This is a genomic window from Citrobacter sp. RHBSTW-00029 (assembly GCF_014104295.1).
GTDB classification, from domain to species: domain Bacteria; phylum Pseudomonadota; class Gammaproteobacteria; order Enterobacterales; family Enterobacteriaceae; genus Citrobacter; species Citrobacter youngae.
Map to the genome: position 1 here is coordinate 2,510,162 of NZ_JABXRT010000001.1, position 11,959 is coordinate 2,522,120.

Genomic DNA, 11,959 nt, shown 5'->3' on the forward strand with positions numbered 1-11,959 from the left:
CTTATTTGACTAACGCCGCCAGAGCGCTTTCAAGTGAATTGATGGTTTCAGGTTTGATATCTTCGGCAGCGCCCGGCGTACCGTCGTTGTGGGTGACAGCGCCAAGCATGCCACCGGATAAGGATTTAATGAGTTTTCGTCGCTCAGAGCGCGGGGTGTTGGTTTTAGCCAGCAATGCATCAAGCTTTCGAAGCGCGGCGGCGGGTGATTCATCGCCATCGCTGACTGCATCAGCAGAAAGCAGGCTGTCTGCCAGCCCTTTCGCCACGGCATCACTGCCACCGATATAGCTTTCAGCATCCATCAGCTTATGCACGGCGGCCATATCAAGGCCGGAGCGCGCTGCATAGATATCAGCCATTGCGGTATCGAATGGCTCCAGTGACTGTGCCAGTTCAGCAAAGTCATGGCGGTTGCCCATCGCGTATACCCAGCAGTTGTGGATCATCAGGAAGGCTCCACGACCAATCTGAATATCATCCCCGGCCATCGCAATTATCGAGGCAGCACTGGCGGCAATACCCAGCACCTTCACAGTTACACGGCCTTCGTACTCGCGGAGAAGGTTATAAATTGCCAGGCCTTCGAACATGTCGCCGCCTGGTGAGTTGACATTCACCGTAACGTCGGCACCATTCATCGCCCGAAGTGCACCGGCAATACGTTTGGCTGTCACCCCTTCGCCCCAGTAGTCCTGTCCGATAACATCAAAAACAGAAATGCTGTTATCGTCGGTGGACGCAGCTTTAATCCCGCCGTCCCAGCGGTCCAGTGCAGACGGTAAGGTTTCACAGGTAACGCGCGCACAGGGGCGACCCGCCGGTGCTACCGGAAGTTGTTTTTTGCTCATCAGGAAATTGCTCCTAAGCGGCCTGTTTCAGTGGAGATTGTTCGAAAGGAATATCAGGGAAAACCGCATTATGGACTTCACGAAGCAGTCTAGCTTTTTCGGCTGTACTGTTTTTACGCAAGTCTTCAAGCGGGGTGAGATTCAGTTGAACGGTGTAAATATCCCCACCGTCAATCGGTGGAAGGTTTTCAAGGCGTCGCACGTCATTACGCGACATCCATCCGTTTTGCAGTGCGGTAGTGTAGTACGCCGCACGCCCTGCGCTGTCGGCACGGAGCAGGCCTTCTACTGAGAACTCCGCAAATAAATCCTCATCTCCGTTAAGAAGACAGCGTGAAATCTCCTGCTCAATATTGACCAGCATTGGGCGCAGTGTATTAGTCAGGAACAGAAGGTTCATCCCTTCAACGCTCGATGCCCAACTGCTTTGCTTCGTCGTGTGTCCTACCATAAAGGGAGGTACCCGGAACCAGCGGCAGATTTCCTCGATGCTGAATGAGCGTGATTCCAGCATCTGCGCATCTTCAGGATTCAGAGTTATGCCCTGATAGGACATATCCCCCTCCAGCACCATCACTTTTCCGGCGTTTTTAGAGCCGACGAAGCGGTTAAGGTTTTCACGGTTTTTCTGGCGCTGCTCTTTGGTCAGAAGATCCTTTGACAGGAAAAATCCGGATGTCTGAATACCGTTTTCGAAAATTTTCGCTGCGGACTCTTCAACCGCCATCGCCGCACCAAACACGTCACGCCCGGTACGCATCGGCATCATCCCGCAGACACCATCAAGGCCAAAGCCCCGGATGTGCATCATGTTTTTAACCGGGATGATGCGCGCTACGCCTTTCTCTGTGTATGTATAACGCAGTTCGCCACTCTCCAGCCGCTCCACCTTCATGCACTGAGGCAGCAACGGCACCAGTGAAACCAGTTTGGTACCAATCAACTTTTTTTCTACGTAGGCATTACCCCGAAGGCAGATACTGGCAACCACCATCAGCATAAAGCGCGACGGCGTCATTTCACTGTTGGGGCGGCGACACAACACCTGATAAGCAGGATGATTAAGCGCAAGCTTGCGGGAACCATCAGCCGCCCGTTCGTATACCTTCATCGGCAAGGTTGAAACGGATTCACTCAGCAGACGTACACAGGCCCAGACAGAAGCCAGTGCCAGCGCTTTTTCTGCTGTAACGACTTTTCCACTGCTACTGGTGCCATACCACTCCTGCCAAAAGGCTGCGTCATTCAGTCCAATTGTTTCGCCAAGCCAGTTAACAATCGCGGTTTTGATGCGGCCAGGCCGTTTTTTTTCCTTCATCAGATACCTACCATGATCGGATCATCAAAAAAATCATCAGGGTCGCCAGTCTCTACAAGAACCGCATCCTCCGCCGCGCCAATAGCCATAGCGGAAGCCACCACGCCATCAATACGGCCAGTGCTCTTCTTCTTGGCAAAGATACGGTTGTCTTTCTGATCGGCTTCCAGAACTGCAGATGCCGCATTCCAGCGCAGACAGGGGTTAGTACGGATAATTAGTTCGCCACTGTTAAGGTGCTCTTCAAACAACTCAATTGATCGCGGCATCCACAACCCAGACTCCTGAGCCTTGTAAAAACCCTGGCCGTGCGGAACCAGTTCAACATCAACGGACTGGTTCGCCAGTTCAACTTCAAGGTATTTAATACGGTACTGGTCGCAGGCAATGCACCTGATATTGTGCTTTTGCGTTAACTCCCCGAGGCGGTCAGCCACAAACCCGTAGTTAACAGCCTTACCCGGTGGAGCATGAATAAACCCGTTACGCAGCCAGGCGTCATAGGGAACATGGTCAGTTTTGGCGCGATCCAGCAGTGTGTCTTTTGGCGTCCAGAATTCGACCAACAATTTTTTAAATTTTGGAAAGTAAAGTGCCAGCGAGGTAAGGTCGCGGGAGCCGGAAAGGTCCAGACCTCCATAGCACTCCTCACCTACCAGCTCTTCAGGGTCGAAATCCTGCTCGCATTTCATCCACGTCTCGCTGTCCACCCAAGGATCAGCAGATTCCACCCACTGACAGAAATTAAGGCGGCGGACAATACTCTCTTTCGACGGCATCCCGCGCGCCTGCGTCACCTGCTCACGCAAATATTTCTCAGTGAAGGTGTGCCCCAGTGACGGATTAGCCTTACCCCAGCAGGATTCATCTTTAAACGGGTCGTCTCCTTCATCCAGCGAGCAGATGAAGCTGAAGAAGCTGTCATCTTCCAGATCACCGGAGGCAACTTTGCGTCCGTACTCGTGATACTCAAAACAAACACTGGTTTTATCGTGACCGCTGTTGGTAATAAGGAACATCAACGCCTGCCGGCGCCCCTTTGTGCCAGCGCGCATCATCTCAACGACCTGATTGCTTTTATGTTCGTGAACTTCATCAATCAGAGCACAATGTGGACGGGGGCCTGACTGACCATCATCAGAACTGATTGGCCGGAAAAACGAACCAGTCTGAACAAACGCCAGATTCCATTCTTTCCCAGTACCACCTGATTTATGAATTCGCTGAGACAGAGCGGGAGACTGATCCACCATCGCCACAGCATCCCGGAATAGGATCATCGCCTGGTCTTTTTTGGTGGCGGCGGCATACACTTCAGCGCGTGGTTCTTTGTCGGCGACCAGACAATATAATCCGACTCCACCAGCGAGAGGGGATTTACCGGAACCCTTGCCAGACTCAACATAGACCATGCGAAAGCGTCGGTATCCATCACTGGCCTTCCAGCCAAAAATAGAACCCACAATGAAACACTGCCAGGGTAGTAGAATAAAGGGCTTCCCCTCATGCTCACCGCCGTTGAGCTTCAAAACTTTTGCAAAAAAATCGATTCCTCGTTGCGCGGATTCAATGTCCCAGGTAAGTCCCCGCGCCGGCCCGTTTTCCAGATCGCGGAGGTGACGTGCGCAGGCATTACGGATATCCGGCCCGGCAAGTATCTTCCCGGTTGTGACATCCAGCGCATACTGTGTGGCTGGGTCAACCGAAGAACTGGTTGAGCGAGTCTTCTTCTTTTTCTCCACCATCAACTTTCACCTTCGTTCTGGCGGCCGGGGTAAGACCGAATTCGACCAGGTAACTTTTAAAGCGGCGATCAGCGTCAGCCAACATGGCCACTGCAGGGTTTGCCTTAATCAAAAAACCGCCATCCGTCTGCACTGTATACGTCCTCCCCTCGTCAGCGATCGTAAGGCGCAACTGGAGTATGTCGGCGTAAATATCACAAAGACGCTCCAGCGCCAGCACATCTGCAACAGTGAGGACCCCCATACCATCAAGCAGCACGGTCAGTTTCCCCCAGGCAACTTTTCCCCAGTCAGTAAGGTGTGCAGGGGGGCTTGGTATTTCTCTTATCGGGGTGGGTTCTTTGTCGTTGAGTTTACGTTTGCCCGGGTTACCGGTTACCACCTTCAGGTGGGACGGTTTCGGGCGCCTTCCTGCCATCGGAACCTCCCGGAAAAAAACTTTTCATTTCGCGGTTGTGTACAAAAAGGGGGGCTAGCGGTCAGGGAAGCGATGTCTCCTGAACTCTTTACCCGCCCTCCCCTTCGCGCTCGTGTCATCTCACCTTCGCCAGTGCGACTGTGGGTCGAGTGGCAGCCCGTTCTCATCACATCCGATCACGTGACCGCGTTTCTCTTCACGTTGTTTGGTGGAGTCGTGGTGCTGTTTACAGAGGGGTTGCCAGTTACCCTTATCCCAGAAGAGCTTCCGTGCCTTCGCTATCTCTTCCTGATTGCCACCCTTAAGTGCTTCCTTCAGCTTATGTGGCTTTATGTGGTCAACCACCATTGCAGGGATTGCCCTGCCCTGGCGACGACACATGACACATAGAGGATTAGATTTCAGAAATGAGAGCCTGGCTTTGTCCCAGCGACTGTTATAGATACGCGGCTCGGACATGTCTTCTCCTGTATTTGATGTGCGCGTGCGATGCGCATAAAAAAGCCTCGCAATTGCGAGGCCTGGGGTTATTTGTATCGCGACCCACTACCTGTGAATGACAAACAGAGATTTACATTTAGGGCAAAGTAACGCCTGTTGTTGGCGTACTTTCGTGGTCGAGTGTGTGGATTTATGTCCGCATATCGGGCACATGACAGTCGTATTGGCTGCAAGCCCAACACGCTGCATTGCATAATCGAAAAATGACATGGTGGTTAACCTTTCAATGAATGGGGCTTATTATACCATGCATAGTTCAATTATTAATCAATCATCATCGCATGCTTGATGCCATTTAGCTTTGTCGCAGGCACTCAGTGAATGCCTGCTGTAATGCTATTGCCGTTCCTGTTCGATCCGGCGTATTCCTGCCAGTTGGTTATTCGCTTTTTCAATAGCAGCCAGCAACGGCTTAATCCATAGAACAGCCTGGCAATATGTCAGGGTGCTGGCGGTAGTGGCGTTATCACTGGCTGCGTCAGCGCTCCCGGAATCGGTGTGCATTGCCCCGGTACGTAAACGGTTCGCGTAGTCGAGCAACCCACCAGCGACATCAGCAGGAACAGGCAGGTCACAAGTTTTTTCACGTCGAAGAATCTCCCGGTATTCGATGACAGTCTTTTCGGTACCTGCATCGATCAACGAATTAAGGCGGCTGGCATTCTCAGCCACCTGATTGAAGCGGTTGAAGTTGAAAGCCTGCACCGCGATAACCCGTCCCTGTAGCGCGTTATCATGCTCCAGAACTCGCTTATCGCTTTGCGCTGTGCTCAGGTCAGCCTGGCTGTGTGCCAGCAGAACACCGAGAATAGCGACAGCGCCAACGACAATAACCACCGCGATAATTACCAGCCACCAGCGCCATGACGTTTTCAGTGATGCGAGTAGAGCTTCAATCATGATTCTTTCACCGAACTGGTGCCATTCATCAACGGTAACATGCGGCTATCCCTCGGCTCGTTAACCGGCCAACGATAACCCGTCACGCGGGAACGTGAGAATGCACGAATATTGATAGCGTCGGACTGATTACCACCGAGGACCATCAGGTCACCATTCTGGTGCTGCCCGACCACAAATCCGACATGGCCGCCGCCGTCGCGACTGAATACCACCACACATCCATAGGCTGGCTCGCGAAGTTCGACGCCCCAGTTGAGATAGGATTTTGCAGACTCGAAACGGGTGGATTTGATTCCGACGCGCTCAAGCATCGACCCGACGTAAGCGGCACACCAGGGCGTTTCATCATCTTTAATTCCACCTCGTTTAATGTCCTTCCAGAACTGGAGGATTAACGGATTGTGTCGCGGGCCTTTAATTTCCATCTGCCCCATGTATTTACGGGCTTCCACCAGCCAGCGCGGTTCATTGCTGATTGTCATCGTTCACTCCTGCCCGTTTTTTAAGTGCGCTGATAGCGATTTCGCGCAGCTTGTCCACGCCAACGAATCCAATCACACCACCGACGAACGGTGATATCGATACCGGAAGGCCAACCACATCAAGCGCGCTGGTGATGCATAAAGAAAGGGCGCCACAAAGGACGCCCTCAAGCCATTTATTTTTTCGTGTTGCACCGTCATATATCAGACGACCATAGGCAATGAGTCCGGCCATTGACGCCCCCAGAATCTGGGGCCACGCATTTTTGAGTCCGGTCAAAACCGCAGCCCAGAATTCAGGGTTCTTGTCATTCATTTTCATAGCCTCACCTCGCATAGTTAGCGGGTGCTGTTTGTAGTAAGGGAGCAGGCTTCACGGGCTGGATTTATCAACAAAGCACGTAGCGGATGATTCCCGTGAGCCTGAAATAGAAAAGGCCACGCAAATGCGCAGCCTGTAACCAGAAATCAATATTGTCTTTACATCAATTTTTCTTAAGGTTAAATTCTTCTGACAAGTTGATGAAAGACAACTTGAATATTAGCTATTTGTTCTCTGTTATGCCCGCAACCCAATGCGGGCTTTTTTTCGCCCTGCTAAAAGTTCCACCGTTGTGAGCCTTTTTGCTATGCAATAATGGATGCGTGGTGCCGGGTGTCTCCCGGTGATCCTTTGGCTGACAACCCATGCCTCACGAACATTTCACAACGGGATATAGAAAAGGCCGTGCATTTGCATAGCCCTGAAAGATGTTTATGCTTTATTAATTCGCTGGAATATCTGGCATGGCGCGATCCATAGAAGAGCTAATTAACGCCTTAATAGCGTTGCATACCTGATAAAATCCACCCAGCTGAGATGAGACAGAAAAACGGGAGACGTCGTCTCCTGAGCCTACTTCAGCATAAAATGATGAGTTCTCATACCAGAGTGAGATGCTTACGCCCTGCCTGTAGCCACCTGTTAGCGGAGAATCATCAAGAGTGGTTGCAATCACGAAATTCAAGTGGTAACGGCTGTCCATATTGAGTTGGGGGATTAAGACAGGAAAGAACTTCCCCTCCTCCTCCCAAATACCAATGTCCACATAAGGCCATCGTGTTCCGTCAGAACCAGTCCACTCACGAGATGTAAGATCAAGAGAACCTGAATACTCTCGTAGTAGTTCGCTCGCCTTCTCCTGAAGTTTATCCTGTAACTTCCATTGCGCCTCGACCAGTTTAGTGCGTTTTTCTTTCAGATCCTTAAATGTTAATTCCATGCCACTCTCCAGACAACTTTTGAAAGGAATCTGCATAGTAACTCACCCTGAAAGCACATGGTTATATTTCACTTACACTGAGTGCGAAAAGCAAAAACCCCGCCGAATGGCAGGGTTCCAATGATTAGGCTGTGTGTCGAAGTGACGCTCATTACGCTGCTAAACTGTGCTGTTCTTCAATCAGCGGCTGGCGATGATTGCGATCAAATACACCCTTTAGCGCCTCTTTGCGCTGCTCAAAGTGCCAGCCCATGCCAATGAAAACTGTATTGGCCCGCTGCAACTCAGTTACGCAGTGGATCTGCTCCGGCGTCAGGTAGTCACGGATGTTCTCTTTTTTGTCGAGGTCGTGGTAAACACGAAATTTTGCCGCCGTCATACCGAGCGCGATGCGGTTAATCAAATCGGCTTCGTTGCTGAAGTGGTAAGGCTTGATTTCTTTACCCTGCACTTCACGCTCATGCTTAATGGCATCGCTCATCGGGCGATATTCCAGACGGGCGGTGTTGCGATCCATTTTTTTGCCCGCCAGAGCGCCACGCATGCGGAAGAACTCAGCAACCAGTTTCTTTTTGAACTTGCGGACAACATCGTTATTACGCATGTAGGTGATCAGTAGAGTGGTTTGCTGTTCATTCAGTAGCGCCACTCGACGCTTTTGAAGACCACCGTCAGTTTGAATGGTTCGGATTTCAAATCCGACCCTTCCAAATTCTTCAAGATCAGCCTTGTTACGGTCCACTAACTTAATGACGGTGTCATGATCACGCCCAACCCCGTCAGCAATAGCGACAGTGCTGGTTACAAGGTCGAGTTTTTTAATTTCAACTAATTGCATGGCGTTTACCTTACTTTGAGATGAACCTTTGCCGCACAGGAAATCAGCCCGTCGAGGCTCGCCAGCGCTAACCGACTTCCTCAAAGGCTCATTTCAAATGGATTGGTTCGACGTGATGGATGCGCGGGCGGTGCGCAGGAAATGCGGATACAAAAAAACCCGCAACGTGGCGGGCTTTTCGAGGTTAATTATCTACAGGCGTTATACTCCATAATCAGAAGCATACAGGACAGTTTTATGCAAAGTCAACATTAACGTGCAAAAAAATGTCGCCATTTGCTCCGATCATATTAATAAGTTGTTGCCTTCTCGAATTCTACAGCTGCGTGACTCTCCCCCTGCCGCAGTGTATCCACCAGCATTTCATAGAAGGGTTTCCAGTTGCGTGACCATGAGGATTGATGGAGGTCAGGGAGACGCTTCAGAATGGCACGGTGTACCGTCGCCGAGGAGATAGCAGAAAATCCATTACCAGAGCATCGCTCACAGGTTTTAAACACCGGTGCGCCTCGCTCGCTAGTGGCTTTGCGGTCGAGTACCTCGCCCTTTCCACCGCAACGGCAGCGTGCTTTTATTTCGCCTTTTCCATCGCAAACAATACAGAGCCGTTTCACAAGTTCGCGTTTAATGTCAGTGGCGACAATTTCATCACCATCATGATTGAATAATCCAGGGTACTTAACCACGTCCTCATACTGAGAAATAAGACCACTACCGTTGCAGGTGTGACACATCACGCTGGTCGCCGCCGAACGGGAATACTCTGCAAAGGCAAACTGCGCCAGCACCTGCATACACCATCCAAGCTCACCCCCTGCGGCCTTTCTGACATTCTTTTGTGCTGATTTCATCGCATAACGCGCCAGCGCCTGAACTGCGAGCTGTTCATCCGTTTTGCTGATTCCCGCTTTACCGAAGAACGCTGCCAGGCCGAACCGCGCACGGCTGCTGGTGGTACCAATAGCAGCCATTACATCTGTACCGGTGAGACGATCCGGCGAAGTTCCTTTCACGTCGTCGCTGATGTGCATTCCCTGAGGACTGAAATGTTTAAGAGCTGCTTCCAGTTTCATTGAATAGTGTCCCCCTTCTCAGCAGTGCCAAACCAGCCAGGATGCGCCCACTGGATATCGGTAACTTTATGGCCATTCCCCCATAGTGATATCGCGCGCATTGCAACGTAGTGCATAAAGATTTTTTCCCGCTCGAGCCATTCATCTTCAGATTTATCTTCAAGAAACTCATCGATTGAATCGGCAATAAGACCAAAGCATTCGGGATAGTCGCTATGACTGACAGCTATGTCTCGTGCGGCATCCTGGAGCTCCATGAAGCGCTTTTTGGCGAATAAATAAGACATTTCGTGAATTAGACGATCCATTATTGGTTCCTTAAGCTTTTGCATACCGACGCGGTTGTGATTTTTGCTGCGGGGCTGATTTTGATTTCGCTTCTTCCTGGTCAATCGGCAAAAAATGCCCATTGCAGAAACGGCGGTATACGGTCCCAAGAACGCCGTTACGCTGTTTGGTGATGTTAATTTCCGCGATCCCTTTTGCCGGTGATTCGGGGTTATACACTTCATCGCGATAGAGCATCATGATGATGTCAGCATCTGCCTCAATTTCGCCGGAGTTCTTCAGGTCTGAGTTCATAGGACGTTTGTTAGGTCGGGATTCCACGCCTCTCGAAAGCTGGCTCAGCGCCAAGACGGGAGTGCGGTTTGTTTTGGCGAGGCGCTTTAATCCCTTCGACAACTCACCCACCGCGAGGTCATAGCGTGCCGTACTCTGGATCTTAATGAGTAACAGATAATCGATAACTACCAGCGCGGTTTCAGGATGAGCAATCTGATGACTGGTTGCCGTTTGCTGGATCTGTTCAAGCGTCAGATCTGTGGCATCAACCATCCAGATATTGCGCCCGGTAAGATGCCCGATACCTGTAGATAACCTTGCCCAGTCTTCATCTTCAAACTTCGCGGCCTCTTTGAGCCTGGACACTGACATGCCACCAGCAGCAGATACCATTCGCTCGCCAATCTGGATGTTGGCCATCTCCATGCTGAAAAACAGTACGCCATGCCCCTGCTCTGATACTTTATCGATAATGTCCAGGGCAAACTCGGTTTTCCCCATCGACGGACGGGCGGCAATGAAGACCAGATCTGTCGGTTCAATGCCACCGGTTTTTACGTCCAGTTCTTCAATACCGGTCATCAGAGGTTTGGCCTCTTCTAGCCCCTGATTTCTTGCGTCTACCCGGTCAATTACCGCAGGTAAAATTTCATCAATATGCACAGGTTGAACGGTATCAGGAGTGAGTGAGATTGCAGCCATAGCCCCCTGTGCGGCCTTCAACGCTTCGACTGCGTTATCACCATTGGCAGCATTGCGAATGCCAGCCAGCGCCGTCTCGATTACAGCCTCAGCGTCACGAACGGCCGCGTTACGTTCCAGAGTGGAGACGTAATACGTCAGCGCTGATTTAGCCCAGGCGATACGACTTGATTCGAGTATCGTTGCGCTGTGTTCTGGCATGGCCTCACAAAGCAACAGCGGATCTATCACTCCGGTTCCGCGAGCCTGACGACAAATGCCAGAATAAATTTCACGGTACTGACGGACGGAGAATACGCTCGCCGGCATACGGGAAAGAATGCCCAGAACCTCAGGATCGGTATTGCGCAGAAAAATTGCGCCAATTACCGCACCTTCCAGATCATTATTTTTCCATACCGGAGTCATCATGCGGTTATCCCTGCAGCAATTGCGCGATAGCTTTCCCAGCCAAACGCCAGACGGTTTCGCCCACCATCGGTAACCCTGTCCACGATGCGCTCACCGATGGACTCCTTCAATTGCTCAAAGGTCAGGTTACTTATCAGGATTGTCGGAAGTACGCTCTCATAGCGGGCGTTGATAATTTCCTGCAGAATGGTCATTTCCGTCGGACTACCGAATTGCACGCCCACCTCATCAATAATCAGCAGATCCAGTGATGCGAAACGTTCGATAACGTCTTCCTCGGTACTGTCAGCACCGTGGCGCCACGTGTTTTTCACAGCCCGGGTCAGACGCATAACATCGGTGATTTCAACCCTTGCGAGATAGTTTCGAATAATGCTTTTCGCCATCGAAACAGCCAGGTGGTTCTTTCCTGTCCCGCAGTTCCCGGTCATCACCAGCCCCGTTCCTGCGTTAAGACGCTCCGACCAACTGTTGACGTAGCGCTGGCAGGCTTCAAGGTTTTTTGCAGCACCCTGATTAACCGCTTGATAATTACTAAACTCACAGCCCTCAAATCGGCGGGCGATCCCGACGTTGTCCAGCAGGTCAGATACCTGCAGCGCATGCAGCCCGGCATCGACTGCCGCCAGCTCATCGCGCACGCACCCCGGGCACAGGGAATGTTTAACATTTTCGGTACCACGAAACGCTTTACCAGTGAGCGACATGCGCTCATAGTCGCCATGTTTTTCGCAGACTGCGGTATGGACTTCTCCTGACTCCCAGCCCCTCAACTGCCACGGAGTTTTATGTTCTACAGCGAACGCCAGTTCTTCGCGAAGTCCTTCGCGTTTCGCCAGCAGAGAATCCCTTTCTTCGCGTTGTTTGATGTTCAGCATTGTGTTTTTCCCCT

General features: G+C 51.2%; 14 protein-coding genes. All 14 read right to left on the reverse strand.

Annotation, left to right across the window (positions count from 1 at the left end):
* Position 1 precedes the first annotated feature (1 nt).
* The 14 genes from HV041_RS12445 to HV041_RS12510 all read right to left on the reverse strand — a co-directional run bounded on the left by HV041_RS12445 (position 2) and on the right by HV041_RS12510 (position 11,945).
* Positions 2-850, reverse strand: a complete 849-nt coding sequence (locus HV041_RS12445; RefSeq protein WP_165712283.1) for a head maturation protease, ClpP-related — start codon at positions 848-850, stop codon at positions 2-4.
* A 13-nt stretch (positions 851-863) separates the two neighbouring features.
* Positions 864-2,168, reverse strand: coding sequence for a phage portal protein (locus HV041_RS12450; RefSeq protein WP_165712281.1), 1,305 nt, complete (start codon positions 2,166-2,168; stop codon positions 864-866).
* Complete coding sequence (locus tag HV041_RS12455; protein ID WP_165712279.1) at positions 2,168-3,913, reverse strand: terminase TerL endonuclease subunit; 1,746 nt, start codon at positions 3,911-3,913, stop codon at positions 2,168-2,170. Before HV041_RS12455 ends, HV041_RS12450 begins: the two co-directional genes overlap by 1 nt.
* Positions 3,867-4,331, reverse strand: coding sequence for a phage terminase small subunit P27 family (locus HV041_RS12460; RefSeq protein ID WP_005120642.1), 465 nt, complete (start codon positions 4,329-4,331; stop codon positions 3,867-3,869). Before HV041_RS12460 ends, HV041_RS12455 begins: the two co-directional genes overlap by 47 nt.
* 120 nt (positions 4,332-4,451) lie before the next feature.
* Positions 4,452-4,790 (reverse strand): HNH endonuclease signature motif containing protein, encoded by a 339-nt coding sequence (locus HV041_RS12465; protein WP_165712277.1) that lies wholly within the window; start codon positions 4,788-4,790, stop codon positions 4,452-4,454.
* A 378-nt stretch (positions 4,791-5,168) separates the two neighbouring features.
* On the reverse strand, positions 5,169-5,732 hold the full coding sequence (locus tag HV041_RS12470) for a hypothetical protein (RefSeq protein WP_080398151.1): 564 nt from the start codon (positions 5,730-5,732) through the stop codon (positions 5,169-5,171).
* On the reverse strand, positions 5,729-6,217 hold the full coding sequence (locus tag HV041_RS12475) for a TIGR02594 family protein (RefSeq protein WP_048240885.1): 489 nt from the start codon (positions 6,215-6,217) through the stop codon (positions 5,729-5,731). Before HV041_RS12475 ends, HV041_RS12470 begins: the two co-directional genes overlap by 4 nt.
* Complete coding sequence (locus tag HV041_RS12480) at positions 6,201-6,533, reverse strand: phage holin, lambda family (protein WP_094542926.1); 333 nt, start codon at positions 6,531-6,533, stop codon at positions 6,201-6,203. Before HV041_RS12480 ends, HV041_RS12475 begins: the two co-directional genes overlap by 17 nt.
* A gap of 448 nt (positions 6,534-6,981) precedes the next feature.
* A complete protein-coding gene (locus tag HV041_RS12485; RefSeq protein ID WP_000423994.1) occupies positions 6,982-7,479 on the reverse strand; it encodes a hypothetical protein in 498 nt (165 codons plus the stop codon).
* A gap of 151 nt (positions 7,480-7,630) precedes the next feature.
* A complete protein-coding gene (locus tag HV041_RS12490; protein WP_088902168.1) occupies positions 7,631-8,317 on the reverse strand; it encodes a Rha family transcriptional regulator in 687 nt (228 codons plus the stop codon).
* 290 nt (positions 8,318-8,607) lie between these two features.
* A complete protein-coding gene (locus tag HV041_RS12495) occupies positions 8,608-9,390 on the reverse strand; it encodes an antitermination protein (RefSeq protein ID WP_165712275.1) in 783 nt (260 codons plus the stop codon).
* Positions 9,387-9,698 (reverse strand): hypothetical protein, encoded by a 312-nt coding sequence (locus tag HV041_RS12500; RefSeq protein ID WP_165712273.1) that lies wholly within the window; start codon positions 9,696-9,698, stop codon positions 9,387-9,389. Before HV041_RS12500 ends, HV041_RS12495 begins: the two co-directional genes overlap by 4 nt.
* A gap of 10 nt (positions 9,699-9,708) precedes the next feature.
* Positions 9,709-11,067: a replicative DNA helicase gene (locus HV041_RS12505; protein WP_165712271.1), complete on the reverse strand. Its 1,359-nt coding sequence runs from the start codon at positions 11,065-11,067 to the stop codon at positions 9,709-9,711.
* Entirely contained in the window at positions 11,064-11,945 is an 882-nt protein-coding gene (locus HV041_RS12510; RefSeq protein ID WP_103856816.1) for an ATP-binding protein, read from the reverse strand. The genes HV041_RS12505 and HV041_RS12510 overlap by 4 nt, the downstream gene beginning before the upstream one ends.
* Positions 11,946-11,959: the final 14 nt, after the last annotated feature.

Coding starts and splice junctions, on each gene's coding strand:
- HV041_RS12445 (WP_165712283.1), bottom strand. CDS start 850: ATGAGCAAAAAACAACTTCCGGTAGCACCGGCGGGTCGCCCCTGTGCG.
- HV041_RS12450 (WP_165712281.1), bottom strand. CDS start 2,168: ATGAAGGAAAAAAAACGGCCTGGCCGCATCAAAACCGCGATTGTTAAC.
- HV041_RS12455 (WP_165712279.1), bottom strand. CDS start 3,913: ATGGTGGAGAAAAAGAAGAAGACTCGCTCAACCAGTTCTTCGGTTGAC.
- HV041_RS12460 (WP_005120642.1), bottom strand. CDS start 4,331: ATGGCAGGAAGGCGCCCGAAACCGTCCCACCTGAAGGTGGTAACCGGT.
- HV041_RS12465 (WP_165712277.1), bottom strand. CDS start 4,790: ATGTCCGAGCCGCGTATCTATAACAGTCGCTGGGACAAAGCCAGGCTC.
- HV041_RS12470 (WP_080398151.1), bottom strand. CDS start 5,732: ATGATTGAAGCTCTACTCGCATCACTGAAAACGTCATGGCGCTGGTGG.
- HV041_RS12475 (WP_048240885.1), bottom strand. CDS start 6,217: ATGACAATCAGCAATGAACCGCGCTGGCTGGTGGAAGCCCGTAAATAC.
- HV041_RS12480 (WP_094542926.1), bottom strand. CDS start 6,533: ATGAATGACAAGAACCCTGAATTCTGGGCTGCGGTTTTGACCGGACTC.
- HV041_RS12485 (WP_000423994.1), bottom strand. CDS start 7,479: ATGGAATTAACATTTAAGGATCTGAAAGAAAAACGCACTAAACTGGTC.
- HV041_RS12490 (WP_088902168.1), bottom strand. CDS start 8,317: ATGCAATTAGTTGAAATTAAAAAACTCGACCTTGTAACCAGCACTGTC.
- HV041_RS12495 (WP_165712275.1), bottom strand. CDS start 9,390: ATGAAACTGGAAGCAGCTCTTAAACATTTCAGTCCTCAGGGAATGCAC.
- HV041_RS12500 (WP_165712273.1), bottom strand. CDS start 9,698: ATGGATCGTCTAATTCACGAAATGTCTTATTTATTCGCCAAAAAGCGC.
- HV041_RS12505 (WP_165712271.1), bottom strand. CDS start 11,067: ATGATGACTCCGGTATGGAAAAATAATGATCTGGAAGGTGCGGTAATT.
- HV041_RS12510 (WP_103856816.1), bottom strand. CDS start 11,945: ATGCTGAACATCAAACAACGCGAAGAAAGGGATTCTCTGCTGGCGAAA.